16 protein-coding genes are annotated in these 19,769 nt (G+C 61.5%); 13 read left to right on the top strand and 3 right to left on the bottom strand.

Annotated features, from left to right (window positions below):
• Positions 1 to 39: 39 nt before the first annotated feature.
• Positions 40 to 1,683, top strand: a complete 1,644-nt coding sequence (gene pgm, locus BM026_RS23480; protein ID WP_093513213.1) for a phosphoglucomutase (alpha-D-glucose-1,6-bisphosphate-dependent) — start codon at positions 40 to 42, stop codon at positions 1,681 to 1,683.
• A 114-nt stretch (positions 1,684 to 1,797) separates the two neighbouring features.
• Here the strand turns inward: pgm and BM026_RS23485 are convergent, their stop codons facing one another.
• Positions 1,798 to 2,493, bottom strand: a complete 696-nt coding sequence (locus BM026_RS23485; RefSeq protein ID WP_092243400.1) for a pirin family protein — start codon at positions 2,491 to 2,493, stop codon at positions 1,798 to 1,800.
• Between the two features lie 218 nt (positions 2,494 to 2,711).
• On the opposite strand from BM026_RS23485, the gene BM026_RS23490 reads away from it, so the two are divergent.
• Entirely contained in the window at positions 2,712 to 5,159 is a 2,448-nt protein-coding gene (locus BM026_RS23490; protein WP_093530258.1) for a UvrD-helicase domain-containing protein, read from the top strand.
• 76 nt (positions 5,160 to 5,235) lie between these two features.
• Here BM026_RS23490 and BM026_RS23495 read toward each other — a convergent pair whose 3' ends face one another.
• Complete coding sequence (locus tag BM026_RS23495; protein WP_058425948.1) at positions 5,236 to 5,508, bottom strand: DUF1652 domain-containing protein; 273 nt, start codon at positions 5,506 to 5,508, stop codon at positions 5,236 to 5,238.
• Between the two features lie 257 nt (positions 5,509 to 5,765).
• Here BM026_RS23495 and BM026_RS23500 point away from each other — a divergent pair, with 257 nt between their 5' ends.
• From BM026_RS23500 to BM026_RS23515, 4 genes are read left to right on the top strand one after another with little or no spacing between them, the layout of a single operon-like run.
• Positions 5,766 to 6,575 (top strand): helix-turn-helix transcriptional regulator, encoded by an 810-nt coding sequence (locus tag BM026_RS23500; protein WP_093530260.1) that lies wholly within the window; start codon positions 5,766 to 5,768, stop codon positions 6,573 to 6,575.
• Positions 6,576 to 6,624: 49 nt separating this feature from the next.
• Entirely contained in the window at positions 6,625 to 8,031 is a 1,407-nt protein-coding gene (locus tag BM026_RS23505; RefSeq protein WP_093513216.1) for an NAD(P)/FAD-dependent oxidoreductase, read from the top strand.
• Between the two features lie 26 nt (positions 8,032 to 8,057).
• On the top strand, positions 8,058 to 8,399 hold the full coding sequence (locus BM026_RS23510; RefSeq protein WP_092243414.1) for a cupin domain-containing protein: 342 nt from the start codon (positions 8,058 to 8,060) through the stop codon (positions 8,397 to 8,399).
• Positions 8,400 to 8,459: 60 nt separating this feature from the next.
• A complete protein-coding gene (locus tag BM026_RS23515) occupies positions 8,460 to 9,539 on the top strand; it encodes a polyamine ABC transporter substrate-binding protein (RefSeq protein ID WP_092243420.1) in 1,080 nt (359 codons plus the stop codon).
• A 31-nt stretch (positions 9,540 to 9,570) separates the two neighbouring features.
• Here BM026_RS23515 and BM026_RS23520 read toward each other — a convergent pair whose 3' ends face one another.
• Complete coding sequence (locus BM026_RS23520; RefSeq protein ID WP_092243423.1) at positions 9,571 to 10,356, bottom strand: helix-turn-helix transcriptional regulator; 786 nt, start codon at positions 10,354 to 10,356, stop codon at positions 9,571 to 9,573.
• A 201-nt stretch (positions 10,357 to 10,557) separates the two neighbouring features.
• On the opposite strand from BM026_RS23520, the gene BM026_RS23525 reads away from it, so the two are divergent.
• From BM026_RS23525 to BM026_RS23555, 7 genes are all read left to right on the top strand, one after another.
• Positions 10,558 to 11,922, top strand: coding sequence for an APC family permease (locus BM026_RS23525; RefSeq protein ID WP_071488363.1), 1,365 nt, complete (start codon positions 10,558 to 10,560; stop codon positions 11,920 to 11,922).
• A gap of 9 nt (positions 11,923 to 11,931) precedes the next feature.
• On the top strand, positions 11,932 to 13,038 hold the full coding sequence (locus BM026_RS23530) for a DmpA family aminopeptidase (RefSeq protein ID WP_093530262.1): 1,107 nt from the start codon (positions 11,932 to 11,934) through the stop codon (positions 13,036 to 13,038).
• A gap of 362 nt (positions 13,039 to 13,400) precedes the next feature.
• A complete protein-coding gene (locus tag BM026_RS23535) occupies positions 13,401 to 14,834 on the top strand; it encodes a serralysin family metalloprotease (RefSeq protein ID WP_071488361.1) in 1,434 nt (477 codons plus the stop codon).
• 43 nt (positions 14,835 to 14,877) lie between these two features.
• A complete protein-coding gene (locus BM026_RS23540; protein ID WP_092243428.1) occupies positions 14,878 to 15,252 on the top strand; it encodes a protease inhibitor Inh/omp19 family protein in 375 nt (124 codons plus the stop codon).
• A 103-nt stretch (positions 15,253 to 15,355) separates the two neighbouring features.
• Entirely contained in the window at positions 15,356 to 17,107 is a 1,752-nt protein-coding gene (locus BM026_RS23545; protein WP_093513221.1) for a type I secretion system permease/ATPase, read from the top strand.
• Positions 17,104 to 18,417 (top strand): HlyD family type I secretion periplasmic adaptor subunit, encoded by a 1,314-nt coding sequence (locus BM026_RS23550; protein ID WP_093120968.1) that lies wholly within the window; start codon positions 17,104 to 17,106, stop codon positions 18,415 to 18,417. The genes BM026_RS23545 and BM026_RS23550 overlap by 4 nt, the downstream gene beginning before the upstream one ends.
• A gap of 2 nt (positions 18,418 to 18,419) precedes the next feature.
• On the top strand, positions 18,420 to 19,754 hold the full coding sequence (locus BM026_RS23555) for a TolC family outer membrane protein (RefSeq protein WP_092243444.1): 1,335 nt from the start codon (positions 18,420 to 18,422) through the stop codon (positions 19,752 to 19,754).
• The last annotated feature ends 15 nt before the right edge of the window (positions 19,755 to 19,769 follow it).

Below are 19,769 nucleotides of genomic sequence, written 5' to 3' on the forward strand. Positions count from 1 at the left end.
CTGCCATCTTTTCCGAATCCTTCTTTCCGAGGTTTATGCATGACAATCAGTCCTTTTGCGGGCAAGCCGGCGCCAGCCCAGTTGCTGGTGGATATCCCGCGACTGGTCACGGCCTACTATACCGGCCAGCCTGATGCAGCAATCTCCACCCAGCGCGTAGCGTTCGGTACGTCCGGGCACCGTGGCAGCTCGTTCGAACTGAGCTTTAACGAGTGGCATGTGCTCGCCATCAGCCAGGCGATCTGCCTGTATCGCGAAGCCCAGGGCATCAACGGCCCGCTGTTTGTCGGCCTGGACACCCATGCGTTGTCGACGCCTGCCGGTGCCAGCGCCCTGGAAGTGCTGGCCGCCAACGGCGTGCACGTGATGCTCGCCGAAGGCGATGAATACACACCGACCCCAGCGATTTCCCACGCGATCATCTGCTACAACCGTGGTCGAACCAGCGGTTTGGCTGACGGCATCGTCATCACGCCGTCGCATAACCCGCCGCAGAGTGGCGGCTACAAGTACAACCCACCCAATGGCGGCCCGGCCGATACCCACGTGACCAAGTGGATCGAAGCCAAGGCCAATGAACTGCTGGCGAACAAACTGGCCGGGGTCAAGCGCATCACTCACGCGCAGGCGCTCAAGGCCGACACCACCCATCGCCACGATTACCTCAACAGCTATGTGGCCGACCTGGTCAACGTGATCGACATGGACGCCATCCGCAGCGCCGACCTGCGCCTGGGCGTGGATCCGCTCGGTGGAGCAGGGGTGCGCTACTGGTCGGCGATTGCCGAGCACTACCGCTTGAACCTGGACGTAGTGAACACCGAAGTCGACGCGACTTTCCGCTTCATGAGCGTCGACTGGGACGGCCAGATCCGCATGGACCCATCCTCCAGCTACGCCATGCAGGGCCTGATCGGCCTCAAGGAACGGTTCGACGTGGCCTTCGCCTGCGACCCGGATCATGACCGTCACGGTATCGTCACGCCGTCCGGCGGCCTGCTGGCGCCGAACAACTACCTTGCGGTGTCCATCGACTACCTGTTCCAGAACCGTCCGGACTGGCGCGTAGACGCGGCGGTGGGCAAGACCGTGGTCAGCAGCGGCTTGATCGACCGCGTGGCGTCCCGCATCGGCCGTCGCCTGTACGAAGTGCCGGTCGGCTTCAAGTGGTTTGCCGATGGCCTGTTCGAAGGCTCGCTGGGCTTTGGCGGCGAAGAAAGCGCCGGCGCCTCGTTCCTGCGCAAGGACGGCACGGTCTGGAGCACCGACAAGGATGGCCTGATCCCCGCACTTCTGGCAGCGGAAATGACCTCGCGCAAAGGCCAGGACCCGAGCCAGATCTACCGCGGCCTGACCGATGCCCTCGGCGAGCCGTTCGCGATTCGTGTAGACGCCAAGGCCACCCCGGCGCAGAAAGCCTTGCTGGGCAAGCTGTCGCCGGATCAGGTGACATCGACCGAACTGGCCGGGGAACGCATTCAGCAGATCCTCAGTCACGCACCGGGCAACAACCAGGCGATCGGCGGCTTGAAGGTGATGACCGAAAACGGCTGGTTTGCCGCGCGGCCATCGGGCACCGAGGATATCTACAAAATCTACGCCGAGAGCTTCATCGGTGACGATCACCTCAAGCAGTTGGTCGAAGAGGCGCAGGTGTTGGTCGACGGCGCCATCTCCGGATAACGCCGTAATAACAATGTGGGAGGGGGCTTGCCCCCGATAGCGGTGTGTCAGTTTGCATCTCTTTTTCTGAAACACAGCCATCGGGGGCAAGCCCCCTCCCACAGTTGATCGAGGTCAGGCCAGGTCTACCAGGACGATTTCGCTGTCCTCGATCGCGGTTACCCGCAATACCTGTTCATTCTCTACAGCCACACCGTCTCGCGCTTGCGCACGCAGGCCATTGACTTCAATCACGCCCGTCGCCGGCACCAGGTACGCACGACGTCCGCTGTCCAACCGGTATTCAGCACTTTCCCCAGCTTTCAGGTTCGCTGCCACCAGCCGCGCATCCGCACGAATGTGCAGGCTCTCGTTGTCCCCGGCCTTACCGCTGGCCAGTGTCACAAACCCCTCGCGATCACCTTTCGGAAACGGTTTGGCGCCCCACGAAGGCGGCAAACCGGCTTGATTCGGAATAATCCAGATCTGGAAAATCTTGGTCGGCGCATCTTCCAGGTTGTACTCGCTGTGGGCGATGCCGGTGCCCGCGCTCATCACCTGTACATCGCCCGCCTCGGTACGGCCTTTATTGCCAAGGTTATCGGCATGGCTGATCGCACCTTCACGCACATAGGTGATGATCTCCATGTCGCGGTGCGGGTGCTGCGGGAAGCCGGTGCCGGGCGCAATGATGTCGTCGTTCCACACCCGCAGGTTGCCCCAGTGCATGCGGCTGGGGTCGTGGTACTCGGCGAACGAAAAGTGGTGATGGGCGTCAAGCCAGCCATGGTGGGCACCGCCCAGGGATTTGAAAGGTCGAAGTTCAAGCATGATCGTCTCCTGTGGATGGCCCTATGATCCTGCAGCCCATGATCGATAAAAAGCGTAAAAAATGCCTGATTCCTATCGATTTAATGGATTGGTTAGCAGCGTTTTGACTTTCAGTTCATCGCCTAACTGCATGACCGCAAAGCAATTGGCTGGCACTGAACGTCGATTCCGGCGACCATGGCGCACTTGTCAGAACCCAGCTCATCGCAGGAGTCCGCGTGTCGCAACAAAAGCCTGATCTTCCTCCCGAACTGCGCCCCTTGGCCGAAATGCCGCTATTGAAACGCCTGGCCGCGCGCCTGTTTGGCCACGGCCTGACCCGCTTGCGCGCCCAGCACCGGTTTTCCTGGTTGCACGGACAGGCCGACGGTTTTCGCAGTGGGCACGAGGCGGGCGTGGAGTACGGTTACCGCGAAGGCAAGGCCGATGGCATCGAGGAAGGCCGGCAGGTCCTGTTGATTCGTGATTTCCGCCCGGATGAGCACCGTGCGCCGGGCGTGGACGATAGCCTGTTCGATGATTGGCGTCTGCCACTCACCGCCGAGTTGAAGAAGCGTATCAAGGCGGATGTCGCGCGATTGCTGCCGGCCCATGCCCAGCCCAGCGCGGCGCAGTGGAAGATGATTTTCAGCGATACGCCCTCAACGTCGGTGATTGCCGGGGCCGGCGCGGGTAAATCCACCTCGCTGGTGCTGCGTATCCTGCTGTTGACCCATTATCTGGGCTTTGAGCTGAGCTCTATGACGGTGGTGACCTTTACCCGGGAGTCGCGCAAAGACTTCATCAACAAGCTCATGGAAATTCTCAGCCTGTGGGGCCAACCCCTGGGTATGAAAGAAGCGCAGGCCGTGGTGCGCACCTTTCACTCGCGCATTCTGCCGATGGTGCGCAGCCTGCCGGGCTTTGAAAGCCTGCAAGCGTTCGAAAACCTCAGCTCGGGTTTTGACGACGCCGACAGCAACCCCTTTGACTTGCGTATCAACGACGCCCAACGCCAGCAGATGAATGCCTGTTATCACCACCTGCACGGGCGGCACGCACGCTTTCGCGAGCTGATTGCGCCGCTGGCGCGCCATGGGCTGCAACTCAAGGAGTTGGAGCGTGATCACCCTGACGTACAAAAACGCGTAGCGGTGACCGAACTGGCAGCCAAGCGTGATGAAGAACTCTGTGATGTCATCGAGGACCTGTGGTTCCGCGCCGGTGCCTGGCCGATCAAAGGCATCGAACCCAATCGCCAGACCGTGGAGATCAATGGCGCGCAATTTCATTGCCATGGCTATATCCCCGAGCTGGACGCCTGGGTGGTGCTGGGTTTCGATGCTCGGGAAAATGCCCAGCTCAGCCGGCCCAACGCGAAACTGTCAGTGCGCGCCGAGTGGGCGGTAAAGCGCACACTGTTTCAAGCTTTCTGTCGTAAGCCATTGATATGGCTCGATAGCTATGAGTCGTCCAAGCGCCTTTTGAGTAGCCTGGCGGGTGATGCCGCTGCGGGGCCAGGCTTCGATTACAAAGTCAAAGGCGAGCTGGCGTCGGCGCCGTTGCTGGACAGTTTCGTGATGGCGGCCGGATTTATCGAGAACCTCGGGCTGGATGTGCCTACTGCGGTTGGGCAGATGAGTTTTGCCAAGGATGATCCAGACCGCTTCTTCTTCGAGGCCTTGAGCATTTTCTGGAAGGCCCTGGAAGATCACCTGCTGGACCAGTCGCCGCCGATCATGACCTACAACCGCATGTTTTCGCTGTTCGGCGAGAACACCCCGGAAAACCTCAAGCTGCTCAGCGATCCGTTGTTACGGCCGCTGTCGCACCTGATGATCGACGAGTTCCAGGATGTTTCGCCACAGATCGTCTCGTGGATCCGCGCCAGCCTGCGCGAGATCCGCAGCCGTGGCCCGGCCATGCACGTCGGGCGCGGCGCCCAGCATTCATCACTGTTGTGTGTGGGGGATGACTGGCAGTCGATCTACGGCTGGCGTGGAAGTTCGCCCAAGTACTTCATGGAGTTCAACAAGGAGTTCCCGTCGCCGGCCACCACCCGAGTGATGCTGGGCGAGAACTACCGCAGTCACCAGCACATCATCGACGCGGCCGAGCACATCGTGCGTGCCGCACCGGCTATCCCCGGCAAGAAAGCCAAGGCCAGCGGAGCGCCCAAGGATCTGGTGCCGGTCAAGGTGCTGGAGCGCGACGACGCAGCATTGGGGCGGCAGTTGCTGGAGCATTACCAACGCGGTGAATCAGTGTTAATGCTTTATCGAAAAAGTAGCGATAAGTTATTGATTCAAGAGCATATTCAGTCTGCAGTTAATGTGGATTCTAGCTTGCCGCCTCCAGCGCGCAGGCTGAAACAATTGACCTACCACAGCGCCAAGGGGCTGCAGGCCGATGCGGTATTCCTGCTTGGGGATTGCCAGCATGTCACCCATTCCCCGTATAAGAACCAGGTGTACCGCATGGCGGGCCTGGGCAAGGACGGGGACAGCGAGCCGTATGACAACGCCCAGAAAGACGAGGTCTTGCGCCTGGCGTATGTGGGCATCACCCGGGCGGTGAGTCATTGCTACTGGTATGTGGAAAAACCCGAAGGCCAGGCAGTGAATGTGCCCAAGGCCTCAGAGCGGGTAGATGGCAAGAAAGCCTTCTTCGACGACCAACGCAATTAACGGATCGATGCCGTTCAAATGTGGGAGGGGGCTCGTCCGCTCCCACAGAAGATATGGGCTGTATGTAGGATCGAGTTCAGGCCCGCAGGGACTGCGGCGGCACAAACGACTCCAACTCATCCTCCACCGCCTCGATGATCCGCTCCACATCGGCGGCATTCATCACCGTGGCGCAGGGGATGCCGGCGATGGCGATCAACGTCTCGCCGCTGGCCCGGTCGAACAGGCGGGCGATCATGCTGCCGGGCGCGTCCATGCTGCCCTCGAAGCCCATTGGATGGAAATGCCAGCGCATCAGCTGGCAGGCGTTGGGGAACGTCACTTTGTTCATGTTGCCCACCTTGTTCATTGAGCGCTTCCTTTAGCTCGCGGCAGGGGGCCATGACCTTCACTGGTCGTGGCGTTGTAGAGCTTAAAAATAGCATTCGTTCGTCACCACAAGGTGACTTTTTCGGCCCCGTTCGGCAGTTGTTTTCCATAAGGTTGATTTGGGTCATGTCCTGCTTGTGATTGGGCAATAGGCCATTAGTCAGAAGTGCCAATTGGCCATTGAAGCACCCGCAGAAATTCGGCAATCTCCAGGGTTTACCCGCCGCAGAGCCTTCCATGCCCGACATCGCTGCAGACGATGATTGCCAGCAATCCCACGCCACACGCGAGCTGGTGCTGCGCCACCACCTTTGCTGGCGCCACCGGGACCTGGAAGGCGTGATGTCCTACTACCACCCGGAAATCCAATACCACGACTTTTTCCAGAACCGTGTCATCGGTTTCGCCGGCTTGCGCGATTACCTGCAAGCCAGCATGCCCCGTGAGGCTGACGAAGCGATCGAGCACAGCGACCGTATCCGCGCCGACGGCGATACCGCGTTCATCCAGTACCGCATCACCTTGCGGGGCGGCCAGGGCCTGGTGTCGTTCCGCACCAGCGAAGCGATTACGGTGCGCGACGGGCTGATCTGGCGGGTCAACGAATATGCGTCGCTGGTGCATGAGCAGCCGGCCCAGGCCGCACGGCCCTCTGTCAGCCGCCTGGGCCTGTCGCCCCAGCAATTGGGGCACATGGCCAATGACCTGCAGCAGTATTTCGAACGCAAACAACCTTACCTGGACCCCGAGCTGGACCTGCAACGGGTGGCCAAGGAGTGCGGATACAGCCGCAATCAGATTTCCTACCTGCTGAACCAGGTGTTGGGACAAAGCTTCTATCGCTACGTCAACCAGGCCAGGCTCCAGCATTTACTGGCCGCGCTGGATCAGGCCCTGCCGCCGATAAAGGTCGATGACCTCGCGTTTGCCGCCGGTTTCAATTCGCTATCGGCATTCTATAGTACGTTCCGCCAGCATACGGGCCAGTCGCCCAAGGCCTACATCAAACAAATTTCTGTGCGTGCACGCGCGCAAGACAGCCCATGACACGGCGCTCTAGGATCGACCCTATCAAAACGAGGTAGGGGAACCTGGCATGCCGGCATGGCGCACTATCAGTTTATGGATGGACCAGTTGGACGACCCGCTGCAAGCGCGGCCGGCGCTGGAGCATGACCTGGACGTCAATGTGGCCATTATTGGCGCCGGTTACACCGGGCTGTGGACTGCGTACTACCTGAAACGCCAGGCCCCTGAGCTGAAAATTGCCATCATCGAAGCGCAAACCGCCGGTTTCGGCGCCTCCGGTCGCAATGGCGGCTGGCTGATGGGCAATCTGCTGGGCGAAGATCGCTTGCTCGCCGGCCTGAATCCCGAGCAACGCCGTGCATCGTTTGACCTGCTGCACGCCATTCCCGACGAAGTGGCCCAAGTGCTGGCACGTGAAGGCATCGACTGCGACTACCGAAAGGGCGGCGTGCTGTACTGCGCCGCCCGTTACCCTGAGCAGGAAGGCAGCCTGCGCCGCTACCTGGAAAAACTCTACGCCCAGGGCCTGACCGAGGCCGACTACCGCTGGCTCGGCCCGCAGCAGCTGGCCGAACAGATCCGCATCGCCAAACCCTACGGCGGTATTTACGCCCCCCACGTCGCGACCATCAACCCTGCCAAGCTGGTGCGCGGCCTGGCGCGGGTGGTCGAGAGCATGGGCGTGACAATCTACGAAAACAGCCCGGTCACCCACTGGCAGTCCGGCAGCCTGCGCACCGCAAAGGCCAGCGTGCGTGCCGCCTGGGTGGTGCCGGCGGTGGAAGGCTATGCCACCACCTTGCCGCCGCTGGGCCGCTACCAACTGCCGGTGCAAAGCCTGATCGTCGCCACCGAGCCATTGCCGGCCAGTACCTGGGATGAGATCGGCCTGAGCCATGGCCAGGCTTTTAGCGAAAGCAGTCGCCAGGTCACCTACGGCCAGCGTACAGCGGACAACCGCCTGGTGTTCGGTGCGCGCGGCGGTTATCAGTTTGCCGGGAAGCTGCGCCATGACTTCGATTTGACCGACAGCGAAGTCGAGCTGCGTCGCTACCTGTTTGGTGAGCTGTTCCCACAGCTCAAGAGCGTGAGGATCAGCCATTCCTGGGGCGGCAACCTGGGCATGTCGCGCAATTTCCGGCCGCACATGCTCTGCGATCACAAGACCGGCATCGCGCTGTCCGGCGGTTACGGCGGGGAGGGCGTTGGCGCGACCAACCTGGGCGGCCGCACCCTGGCCGACCTGATCCTGGGGCGCGGCACCCCGTTGACCCATCAACCCTGGGTCATCCGCGAACGCGGCCTCGAGGCACTCAAGCCCTGGGAGCCCGAGCCCTGCCGCTGGCTGGGCTACAACGCGATCATTCGCAGTTTTGTCCATGAAGACCAGGTACTGGCCAACCCCAATACCGCGCCTTGGCGTCGCAAGCTGGCGACCGGCGTGGCCGGGTTCATGGAAGGTTTCATGCACTAAGTCGTTTCATCAATACGGGAAAGCCCATGAGCATCACTCAATTCAAAGACACGCTGAACGCCTCCCTGCCGGACTCGTCGCCCGTCGCCGTGCCCTTGGGCGAACCCATCGCCGTTGCGTCGACACTGAGCGTGGAGCGCGACGACGGCGTCGAGACCGGCATCTGGGAGTGCACCCCCGGGCGCTGGCGTCGACAGATCACATCCCAGGAGTTCTGCCACTTTGTCCAGGGCCGCTGCACCTTCACCCCGGACAACGGTGAAGTCGTTCATATACAAGCCGGTGATGCACTGATGTTGCCGGCCAACAGCACCGGTATCTGGGATATCCAGGAGACCGTGCGCAAGACCTATGTATTGATCCTGTAACGCTTTGATCCTTGATCGCCTGCCATAAAAACAGCCCTAAAACCGCCAGGAAATCGAACCATGAAAGCCATTGCCCTGTTGCCCTTGATGTTGGTGGCCTCTATCAGCCAGGCCGCCGAGACGGTGAAAATCTACAACTGGTCGGACTACATTGCGCCGGACACCACCAAGAACTTCCAGAAAGAAACCGGTATCGGTTTCACCTATGACGTGTACGACAGCAATGAAACCCTCGACGGCAAGTTGATGACCGGTAAATCCGGCTACGACGTGGTGTTCCCGTCCAACCATTTCATGGCCCGGCAGATCCAGGGCGGGGCGCTGAAAAAGCTCGACAAGAGCCAGTTGCCCAACTGGAAAAACCTCAACCCGGTGCTGCTCAAGGCCCTGGAAAACAACGACCCGGGCAATGCCCATGGTTTCCCGTACCTGTGGGGCAGCACCGGCATCGGCTACAACATCGACAAGGTCAAGGCGGTACTGGGCGACAATGCGCCGGTGGATTCCTGGGATTTGATCTTCAAGCCGGAAAACATGGCCAAGCTGCAGAAGTGCGGGGTGGCGATCCTCGACAACGGCCCGGAACTGCTGCCGGCCGCGCTCAACTACCTGGGCTTGCCGCACCACAGCAAGAAACCCGAGGACTACAAGAAGGCTGAAGACCTGCTGATGAAAGTGCGGCCTTACGTGGCGTACTTCCACTCCTCGAAATACACCGCCGACCTGGCCAATGGCGATATCTGCGTGGCCGTCGGCTTCTCCGGCGACATCCTGCAAGCCGAAAGCCGCGCCAAAGAGGCCAAGAACGGCGTGAACATCGGCTACAACATCCCCAAGGAAGGCGCCGCCATCTGGTTCGACATGGTCGCGATGCCCGCCGACGCGCCGGATGAAAAAGCTGGTTATGCGTTCATGAACTACCTGCTGCGCCCGGAAGTAATGGCCGGCATCACCAACTACGTGCATTACGCCAATGGCAACCAGGCCGCCGACAGCCTGGTGGACCCGGCGATCAAGGCGGATACCAAGGTGTACCCGAGCCCGGCAATGATGGGCAAGTTGTTCGCGCTGGAAGCGATGCCGCTGAATATCGACCGGGTGCGCACGCGGGTGTGGAACACCGTCCGTACCGGCCGCTGAAGGGCGGGGCGGTGAGCGGCCCACGCACAGCTCAGGGATTTTCCAGATCATGCCCCAACGACTGGATAAACAACGAAAACAGCTCCGGCTGTGACGAGATATCCAGCTTGGCGTACAAATGCCGACGGTGCACCTTCACCGTGTCCGGCGATATGTTCAGGCGCTCGGCCATGGCCTTGGACGAGAACCCGCGCAGCACCAGGCGGGCGATTTCCAGTTCGCGGTCCGAGAGCACCCCGCAGCCGAACTGACTCAGCGCATCCCGGATCTGGCTGTCCATCGCCGGGGCGCGCTGGGTGCTTTGCTGCCAATGCTGTTGCATCAGCGGCAACACCCAGGCCGCTACGGTGGTCATCAACCCGGTCTCCTCAAAGCTGAAGCGCCGCTGCATGCCCAACGACAGCGATAACGTGCCGGCGCCCGGCAGTTGCAGGATGAATTGCACCTCGTCTTCCAGCACGTTGTCGTGGAAGTAATTGAGGAAGTACTCACTCTGGCGAAAATGATCCGGCGCCACTTCCTCCAGGCGGTACACCCCGCTGGCATACCCCTCGCGACAGGCCTGGAAGAACGGGTCGAGCAAATACAAGCCATTGAGGTACGCCAGCATCGACGCCGGTTTGCTGCTGGGCTGGGCGTCGTATTCTTCCAGGGCCAGTGGCGGGCCCTCCAAGGGGTAGAAGATCGCCAGGGCGTTATCGAAGGGCAGGCATTGGTGCAGCAACAGCACCAACTGCTTCCAGAAACGCTCGGTGCCGATGTGCGCAACGGTGCGGCCCAGGCCGGCGTGCATCCCCACCTCGCGAAACAGGCTCATGTGACAGGCTCCCGCCGGCAAAAAGATCGGCCAAGGGTTCGGCTTTTGCCGCGTGTCGTCAAGGGGAGTACGCCAATAGGGGAATTGGCCGACATCCCCTCACGTATTAACGTCCGCATCATTCAGCGGGAAACATATCCCGTGACTTATCAGATTTTTCGTTTCTGCCTCATACCAAGAACAACGACAGAGGATAACGATATGAGCACTTCCCCCACGCCCGAAGGCGTGCTGAAACCCACCTTGAGTGTGTTCGATGTGGTCGCCATTACCGTATCAGCGGTGACGCCGGCCAGTTCCGTGTTTGTGATCGCACCGTTTGCCATCCAGCAGGCCGGCAGCGGGGTGTTCCTGGCGTTTGTGATGGCCGGTCTGCTCGCGCTGATGTTTGCCTTTTGCTACGCCGAACTGGGCCGTGCCCACAACAGCGCCGGTGGCGAGTATGTGTACGCCAAGCGTGTGTTCGGCGGCATGGCGGGTTATGCGACGTTCCTGACCGTGCTGGTGATGTTGCTGTTTATTCCACCGGTACTGGCTACGGGCGCGGCAACTTACCTGAATAACGCCCTGGGCACGAAGTTTGATTCGCAAACTGTGGCCCTGGTGATCGTGGTGTGCAGCTACGCCCTGGGCATCCTCAATATCAAGCTCAATGCCTGGATCACTGGCACCTGCCTGTTGCTGGAAGTCGCAGCGCTGCTGGTGATCGTGGTGATCGGCTTTGGCAACCCGGTACAACCGGCCAGCGTGCTGTTCCAGCCGCAGATCGTCGAAAACGGCGTGTTGCACCTGGCGCCCTGGGCCCTGGTGATCGGCGCGGTGGGTATCGGCCTGTTTTCCTACAACGGCTACGGCCCGGCGGTGTTGCTCGCCGAAGACATGAAATGCGGCGGCAAAGGCGTGCACAAGGCGGTGCTGTGGTCCCTTGGCCTGGTGGTGGTCATCGAACTGGTGCCAATCACCGCCCTATTGATCGGCGCGCCGTCCCTCAGCGCGATGATCAGCAGCCCTGACCCCATCGGCTACCTGTTGACCAGCCACGGCAATGAAACCCTGTCACGCCTGGTCAGTGCCGGGATCTTCCTGTCGGTGTTCAATGCGATCGTCGCCATCGTGATCCAGATCGGCCGCGTGGTGTTCAGCAGCGGGCGCGATGCGCTGTGGACGCCGGGCATCAACAAACTGTTCACACGCATTCACCCGCGCTGGGATTCGCCGTGGTTGGCGACGCTGTTCCTGGCGATTCCTTCGGCGCTGCTGAGTTTCAGCTCCAACCTGGCCGACCTGACCTCGTTCAGCGTATTGCTGATCATGCTGGTGTACCTGGTGGTGGCGTTGAGCGCGTTGATGAGCCGCGTGCTGCTGCGTGACCGCGAGCATCCCTACCGCATGCCGCTGTGGCCGCTGCCGGCGTTGGTGGCGGTGCTGGGCGCGGGCTATCTGTTAATGACGTTGATCGTGGCGGCCTCGGTCCGCGACATCATGATCATCCTCGGCCTGCTGGCCCTGTCGGTGATCCTGTATTGCATCAGTGGCCGGTTGAGTCCGGTCTTCCAGAAATTGTAAGGAGTGGTTATGCGCGCACGTCAATTGGGCATCACGTTAGGGCTGGGCACGCCCGGTGAGTGGAACGCCATCACCGACGTGCCGGGGGTGAGGGTCGGGCACAGTACGCTCAAGACCCGCATCGATGGCAAGCAGGTGCGCACCGGCGTCAGTGTGATCCAGCCGCGCGCGGGAGAAGCACGCCTGCAACCGTGCTTTGCCGGGTACCACGTGCTCAATGGCAATGGTGACGCCACCGGCCTCGAGTGGGTCAGCGAAGCGGGGCTGTTGACCACGCCGCTGGCGATCACCAACACCCACAGCATCGGCATCGTGCGCGACAGCCTGATTGCCCTGGAGCGCGAGCGCCTGGCCGATCCGGCAGTGTATTGGTGCATGCCGGTGGTGATGGAAACCTATGACGGCCTGCTCAACGACATCTGGGGCCAGCACGTGGGGCCCGAGCATGTGCGTGAAGCGGTGGACAATGCCGAAACCGGCCCGGTACAGGAGGGCGCGGTCGGCGGAGGCACCGGGATGATCTGCCACGAGTTCAAGGGCGGCATCGGCACATCCTCGCGGTGCCTGCCGGCGGAGCAGGGCGGCTGGACCGTCGGCGTGCTGGTGCAGGCCAACCATGGCAAGCGCCAGGAACTGCGGGTGGATGGCTACCCGGTGGGGCGCAGCCTGATGGACATTGCGTCGCCGTTCGCCGAGCAAGGCACGCCGGGCATGGGTTCGATTGTGGTGATCATCGCCACAGACGCGCCGTTGCTGCCGCACCAATGCCAGCGCCTGGCACAACGTGCATCCATCGGCATCGCCCGCACCGGCGGCGGCACCGAGGACTCCAGCGGCGATCTGTTCCTGGCGTTTGCCACGGGTAACCAGGACTTGCCGCCAGCCGATTACGGGCGCAAGGGCCTGCCGTTCAGCAGTGCATTGCAGATGGTCAACAATGACCATATTTCGCCGCTGTTCAGCGCGGCGGCGGAGGCCGTGGAGGAGGCAATCATCAATGCGATGCTGGCCGGGGAGAACATGCTCACCGATCAAGGCGTGCGCGTGCCGGGCCTGGACGCCGACACGCTGTTGGCGGCATTGCACCACACCGGCTGGAGTGTGTCCCGGAAATAGGGGGCACACTTAATGTTGACTGTAAGTAGTGGCTGTTTAATGTTGCCAATGGCACCGTGGCAATATATTGGATCCATTAATAGCGAATGCCGCTCAACTTGAGCGGCATTAGTGCTATTTAATATTTAAATACCGGCGCGGTGTTTTTGTCGGACAACATCGGTACTGCCCAATAAACATGGAGCGGAACTTATCCGGGGTGTTTGCCTGCCGATTTTTAGTGCAGGAAAAGATGTAGACGAAAGATTTGAAGTTGTGTCAGTTTTCTTACGCCTTCAAAAGAGGCGAGTGATAGGACGATCTCGCCCGCGGGGTTCCTATCGATCAAAGACTGATGCACTTGCAAACAAGGAAGTACGTTTATGTCAAAAGTAAAAGACAAGGCTATCGTGTCGGCGGCGCAAGCCAGCACCGCTTACTCGCAAATCGATAGCTTCAGCCATTTGTACGACCGTGGCGGCAACCTCACGATCAATGGCAAACCCTCCTATTCCGTTGACCAGGCGGCCACCCAGCTGCTGCGCGACGGCGCCGCGTACCGGGACTTTGACGGCAACGGCAAGATCGACCTGACCTACACCTTCCTGACCTCGGCCTCCTCGAGCACCATGAACAAACATGGCATCGCGGGCTTCAGCCAGTTCAATGCCCAGCAGAAAGCACAGGCCGTACTGGCCATGCAATCCTGGGCGGACGTGGCCAACGTCACCTTCACCGAGAAAGCCACCGGCGGTGACGGCCACATGACCTTCGGCAACTACAGCAGCGGCCAGGACGGCGCGGCAGCCTTCGCCTACCTGCCCGGCACCGGCGCAGGCTACGACGGCACCTCGTGGTACCTGACCAACAACAGCTACACCCCGAACAAGACCCCGGACCTGAACAACTACGGCCGGCAGACCCTCACTCACGAAATCGGCCATACCCTGGGCCTGGCCCACCCTGGCGACTACAACGCCGGGAACGGCAACCCGACCTACAACGACGCGACCTATGGACAGGACACGCGCGGCTACAGCCTGATGAGCTACTGGAGCGAGAGCAACACCAACCAGAACTTCAGCAAGGGTGGGGTCGAGGCTTACGCGTCCGCTCCGCTGATCGACGACATCGCGGCGATCCAGAAGCTCTACGGCGCCAACTACAACACCCGTGCCGGCGACACCACGTACGGCTTCAACTCCAACACCGGGCGTGACTTCTACAGCGCCACCTCCAATGCCGACAAGCTGGTGTTCTCGGTGTGGGATGGCGGTGGCAACGACACCCTGGACTTCTCCGGCTTCACCCAGAACCAGAAGATCAACCTCAATGAAGCGTCGTTCTCCGACGTGGGCGGCCTGGTGGGCAACGTGTCCATCGCCAAGGGCGTGACCGTCGAGAATGCTTTCGGCGGTGCCGGCAACGATTTGATCATCGGCAATAACGCGGCCAACGTGATCAAGGGCGGTGCCGGCAACGACCTCATCTACGGTGGCGGCGGGGCGGACCAATTGTGGGGCGGTGCGGGCAACGACACCTTTGTGTTCGGTGCCAGCTCCGATTCCAGGCCGGGCGCGGCGGACAAGATCTTTGACTTTACCTCCGGTTCCGACAAGATCGACCTGTCCGGCATCACCAAGGGCGCAGGCCTGACCTTCGTCAATGCCTTTACCGGGCATGCCGGCGATGCAGTCCTCACCTACGCCGCAGGTACCAACCTGGGCACCCTGGCTGTGGACTTCTCCGGGCACGGCGTGGCGGACTTCCTCGTCACCACCGTCGGCCAGGCTGCGGTCAGCGACATCGTAGCGTGATGCACGGGCGCGGCGCTTCGGCGCCGCGCCTTACGGATGGAGCATGAAGATGCGGCGTATGTTTAATGTGATCGCCTGCGTGTTGCAGGTGATGTTCGTGTCGGCAGGAGCCCACGCAATGGCGAGCAGTCTCGTATTACCTACCTCCGCCCAGTTGGCCGGGCATTGGCAGTTGCACCAGCAGGACCAGGTCTGCGCGCTGGACCTGCTGGAACAGGCCAATGCCTTGGGCGGCGATGTGGCGTGTGTCGCAAACTGGTTGGGCGACAAGCCCCTGACCTGGACGCCAACACCCGACGGTATCTGGCTGATGAACGCCGAAGGCAGTGGTATTACTCACCTCAACCGACAGAAGGAAGGTGAATATAAAGGCCGCACGCCGACGGGCCTTGAAGTTGTACTGCAACGCGCACCTTAGTTGCCGTTATAAGTAAATAACTTGATTTCATTAGTTGACCGCTTCGTTCGCCGGGGCTGGGGCAACTATTGCGCGTAATTTGGTTCAAGGAAGATCAGACACCATGGCAAAGTCCCATGCCGCCGCGCCGTTGTTCAAGGCGCTGGGTGAGTACAAGAGTATTTTGATCAGCATTGGCTGTTTCACGGCGTTGATCAACCTGCTGATGCTGGTGCCGTCGATTTATATGCTGCAAGTGTATGACCGCGTGCTGTCCTCCCAGAATGAAACCACCCTGGTGATGCTGACGCTGATGGTCGTGGGCTTCTTTGCGTTTATTGGCCTGCTGGAGGTGATCCGCAGTTTTATCGTGATCCGCATCGGCAGCCAACTGGAGCGGCGTTTCAACTTGCGCGTGTACAAGGCTGCATTCGAACGCAACCTGCAACGCGGCCAGGGGCATGCCGGGCAGTCCCTGGGGGATTTGACCCATATTCGCCAATTTATCACCGGGCCGGCGCTGTTCGCGTTTTTTGATGCGCCGTGGTTTCCCATCTACCTGTTTGTGATTTTCCTGTTCAGCGTGTGGCTTGGCGTGTTGGCCACGGCCGGCGCCGTGCTGCTGATCGGCCTGGCGTGCCTGAATGAATACCTGACCAAAAAGCCCTTGGGCGAAGCCAGTGGTTACTCCCAGCAATCCACGCAACTGGCCACCAGCCACCTGCACAATGCCGAGACCATCCAGGCCATGGGCATGCTCGGCGCACTGCGCAGCCGTTGGTTCGCGTTGCATTCGCAGTTTCTTGGCTTGCAGAACAAGGCCAGTGATACCGGCTCGGTGATCACCTCCCTGAGCAAATCCCTGCGCCTGTGCCTGCAATCGCTGGTGCTCGGCCTGGGGGCATTGCTGGTCATCAAGGGCGATATGACCGCCGGGATGATGATCGCCGGCTCCATCCTGATGGGCCGGGTGCTCAGCCCCATCGACCAGTTGATCGCGGTGTGGAAGCAATGGAGTTCGGCCAAGCTGGCCTATCAGCGCCTGGATGACTTGCTGCGCGAGTTCCCCCCGGAGGTCGAGCAGATGAAGCTGCCGGCGCCCAAGGGCCAGGTCAGCTTCGAACAGGTCAGCGCCGGCCCGCCCGGGCGGCGTCTGGCGACCTTGCACCAGGTCAGCTTCAATCTGGGCGCTGGCGAAGTGCTCGGTGTGCTCGGGGCGTCGGGCTCCGGCAAATCCACCCTGGCCCGTGTGCTGGTGGGCGTATGGCCGACACTGGCTGGCACCGTGCGCCTGGATGGCGCCGACATCCATCGCTGGGACCGCGACGACCTGGGCCCGCACATCGGCTACCTGCCCCAGGACATCGAGTTGTTCAGCGGCAGCATCGCCGACAACATCGCACGCTTTCGCGAGGCCGACCCCGAGCAGGTGGTGCGGGCCGCACAGCAGGCCGGTGTACATGAACTGATACTGCGTTTGCCCCAGGGCTACGACACCGTGCTGGGCGACAACGGCGGCGGCCTGTCCGGCGGCCAGAAGCAACGGGTGGCCCTGGCCCGCGCCCTGTACGGCGGGCCGCGCCTGATCGTGCTGGATGAGCCCAACTCCAACCTCGACACCGTGGGCGAAGCCGCCCTGGCCAGCGCCATCGTGCAGATGAAAGCCCAGGGCAGCAGCGTGGTGCTGGTGACCCATCGTTCGTCGGCGCTGGCCCAGGCCGACAAGTTGCTGGTGCTCAGCGACGGTCATTTGCAAGCGTTCGGGCCGAGCCAGGAGGTGTTGCGCGCATTGTCCGGCCAGCAGGAAACGCCCAAGGAGAAACCGGGCGTGAGTTTCAGTCGTCAGTACCAGGCCGCAAGGAATCCAGGCGCATGAGCAGCATCACAGTTGAACCACGCTTCAAAGAGCACGACGCCAGGTTTTTCACGCGCATGGGATGGTTGCTGACCGTGGTCGGCGCCGGCGGGTTTTTCCTGTGGGCCAGCCTGGCACCACTGGACCAGGGCATCCCGGTACAGGGCACGGTGGTGGTGTCGGGCAAGCGCAAGGCCGTGCAAACCCTCAGCCCGGGCGTCGTCAGCCGGATCCTGGTGAAGGAGGGCGAGCTTGTAAAACAAGGCCAGCCGCTGTTCCGCCTTGACCAGACCCAGCATCAGGCCGATGTGCAATCCCTGCAAGCCCAGTACCGCATGGCCTGGGCCAGCGTGGCGCGCTGGCAGAGCGAGCGCGACAACCTCGCCGGCATCCGCTTTCCCGTCGAACTCAGTGCCGATCCCGACCCCGCCCTGGCGTTGGTGCTGGAAGGCCAGCGCCAGTTGTTCAGCAGTCGCCGCGAAGCTTTCGCCCGCGAGCAGGCCGGCATCCGCGCCAATATCGAGGGCGCCACCGCACAGCTGGGCGGTATGCGCCGTGCGCGCACTGACCTGACCGCCCAGGCCCAGTCCCTGCGCGATCAACTGAGCAACCTGCAACCCCTGGCCGACAACGGCTACATCCCGCGCAACCGCTTGATGGAGTACCAGCGGCAGTTGTCCCAGGTGCAACAGGACCTGGCGCAAAACACCGGCGAAAGTGGCCGTGTGGAGCAGGGCATTCTCGAGTCGCGCCTCAAGCTGCAACAACACAGTGAGGAATATCAAAAAGAGGTACGCAGCCAGTTGGCCGATGCGCAATTGCGCAGCCTGACCCTGGAGCAGCAACTCACCTCGGCCGGGTTCGACCTGCAGCACAGCGAAATCAACGCCCCGGCGGACGGCATTGCGGTCAATCTCAGCGTGCACACCGAGGGCGCCGTGGTTCGCGCCGGCGAAACCCTGCTGGAAATCGTGCCCCAGGGCACGCGCCTGGAAGTGGAAGGGCACCTGCCGGTACACCTGGTGGACAAGGTTGGCACGCACCTGCCGGTGGACATCCTGTTCACCGCCTTCAACCAGAGCCGCACGCCCCGGGTGCCGGGGGAGGTCAGCCTGATTTCCGCGGACCAGATGCTCGATGAAAAGACCGGTGCGCCTTACTACGTGCTGCGCACCACGGTCAGCGAAGCGGCCTTGGAAAAACTCCATGGGCTGGTGATCAAGCCGGGCATGCCCGCCGAGATGTTCGTGCGCACCGGCGAGCGCTCGTTGCTCAATTACCTGTTCAAGCCGCTGCTCGACCGTGCCGGCTCGGCGCTGACCGAGGAATGAGCATGAAACCCGTGTTTATTGCCTTGCTGTTGACCTGCGCCAGTGCCCAGGCGGCCATGGGCCCGTTCGATGTGTACGAGCAGGCCCTGCGTAACGATCCGGTGTTTCTCGGTGCGATCAAGGAGCGCGACGCCGGCCTGGAAAACCGCACCATCGGCCGCGCCGGGCTACTGCCCAGGCTGTCGTACAACTACAACAAGGGCCGTAACAACTCCCAGGCCACCTTGCCGGACGGGCGCGGTGGCAATTATCACGACGACCGTAACTACAACAGCTACGGCTCCACCTTCAGCCTGCAACAGCCGCTGTTCGACTACGAGGCCTACGCCAACTACCGCAAGGGCGTGGCCCAGGCGCTGTTTGCCGATGAAAGCTTTCGTGACAAGAGCCAGGCGTTGCTGGTGCGGGTGCTGACCTACTACACCCAGGCCTTGTTCGCCCAGGACCAGATCGACATCGCCCGCGCCAAGAAGAAGGCCTTCGAGCAACAGTTCCAGCAGAACCGGCACTTGTTCCAACAGGGCGAGGGCACTCGCACGGACATTCTGGAAGCCGAATCGCGCTACGAACTGGCCACCGCCGAAGAGATCCAGGCGCTGGATGAACAGGACGCGTCCTTGCGCGAGCTGGGCGCCTTGATCGGTGTACAGAGCGTCGACATCCACGACCTGGCGCCACTGAACCAGGGTTTTGCCGCGTTCACCCTGACCCCGGCCAACTACGACACCTGGCATGAGCTGGCTCTCAGCAACAACCCCACGCTGGCCTCCCAGCGCCAGGCCCTGGAAGTGGCGCGTTATGAAGTGGAGCGCAACCGTGCCGGGCATCTGCCCAAGGTCACGGCGTATGCCAGTTCGCGCCAGCAGGAATCCGACAGCGGTAACACTTACAACCAGCGCTACGACACCAACACCATTGGCGTCGAGGTCAGCCTGCCGCTGTATGCCGGTGGCGGCATCTCGGCGTCCACCCGCCAGGCCAGCCGCGCCATGGAGCAGGCCGAGTACGAGCTTGAGGGCAAGACCCGGGAAACCCTGATCGAACTGCGCCGGCAGTTCAGCGCCTGCCTGTCGGGGGTGAGCAAATTGCGCGCGTATCAGAAGGCCCTGGCGTCGGCCGAAGCACTGGTGGTGTCGACCAGGCAGAGCATCCTTGGCGGCGAGCGGGTCAACCTCGACGCGCTGAACGCCGAGCAGCAGCTCTACAGCACCCGGCGCGACCTGGCCCAGGCGCGGTATGACTACCTGATGGCCTGGACCAAGTTGCACTACTACGCGGGCAACCTGCGCGATACCGATCTGGCCAAAGTGGATGAAGCGTTCGGCCCGATGAAATAAGCCGCCATAACAACA

This window comes from Pseudomonas sp. NFPP24, assembly GCF_900112095.1.
Taxonomy (GTDB): domain Bacteria; phylum Pseudomonadota; class Gammaproteobacteria; order Pseudomonadales; family Pseudomonadaceae; genus Aquipseudomonas; species Aquipseudomonas extremorientalis.

Coding starts and splice junctions, on each gene's coding strand:
- BM026_RS23530 (WP_093530262.1), top strand. CDS start 11,932: ATGCGCGCACGTCAATTGGGCATCACGTTAGGGCTGGGCACGCCCGGT.
- BM026_RS23540 (WP_092243428.1), top strand. CDS start 14,878: ATGAAGATGCGGCGTATGTTTAATGTGATCGCCTGCGTGTTGCAGGTG.
- BM026_RS23550 (WP_093120968.1), top strand. CDS start 17,104: ATGAGCAGCATCACAGTTGAACCACGCTTCAAAGAGCACGACGCCAGG.
- BM026_RS23535 (WP_071488361.1), top strand. CDS start 13,401: ATGTCAAAAGTAAAAGACAAGGCTATCGTGTCGGCGGCGCAAGCCAGC.
- BM026_RS23515 (WP_092243420.1), top strand. CDS start 8,460: ATGAAAGCCATTGCCCTGTTGCCCTTGATGTTGGTGGCCTCTATCAGC.
- BM026_RS23485 (WP_092243400.1), bottom strand. CDS start 2,493: ATGCTTGAACTTCGACCTTTCAAATCCCTGGGCGGTGCCCACCATGGC.
- BM026_RS23545 (WP_093513221.1), top strand. CDS start 15,356: ATGGCAAAGTCCCATGCCGCCGCGCCGTTGTTCAAGGCGCTGGGTGAG.
- BM026_RS23520 (WP_092243423.1), bottom strand. CDS start 10,356: ATGAGCCTGTTTCGCGAGGTGGGGATGCACGCCGGCCTGGGCCGCACC.
- BM026_RS23525 (WP_071488363.1), top strand. CDS start 10,558: ATGAGCACTTCCCCCACGCCCGAAGGCGTGCTGAAACCCACCTTGAGT.
- BM026_RS23555 (WP_092243444.1), top strand. CDS start 18,420: ATGAAACCCGTGTTTATTGCCTTGCTGTTGACCTGCGCCAGTGCCCAG.
- BM026_RS23500 (WP_093530260.1), top strand. CDS start 5,766: ATGCCCGACATCGCTGCAGACGATGATTGCCAGCAATCCCACGCCACA.
- pgm (WP_093513213.1), top strand. CDS start 40: ATGACAATCAGTCCTTTTGCGGGCAAGCCGGCGCCAGCCCAGTTGCTG.
- BM026_RS23495 (WP_058425948.1), bottom strand. CDS start 5,508: ATGAACAAGGTGGGCAACATGAACAAAGTGACGTTCCCCAACGCCTGC.
- BM026_RS23510 (WP_092243414.1), top strand. CDS start 8,058: ATGAGCATCACTCAATTCAAAGACACGCTGAACGCCTCCCTGCCGGAC.
- BM026_RS23505 (WP_093513216.1), top strand. CDS start 6,625: ATGCCGGCATGGCGCACTATCAGTTTATGGATGGACCAGTTGGACGAC.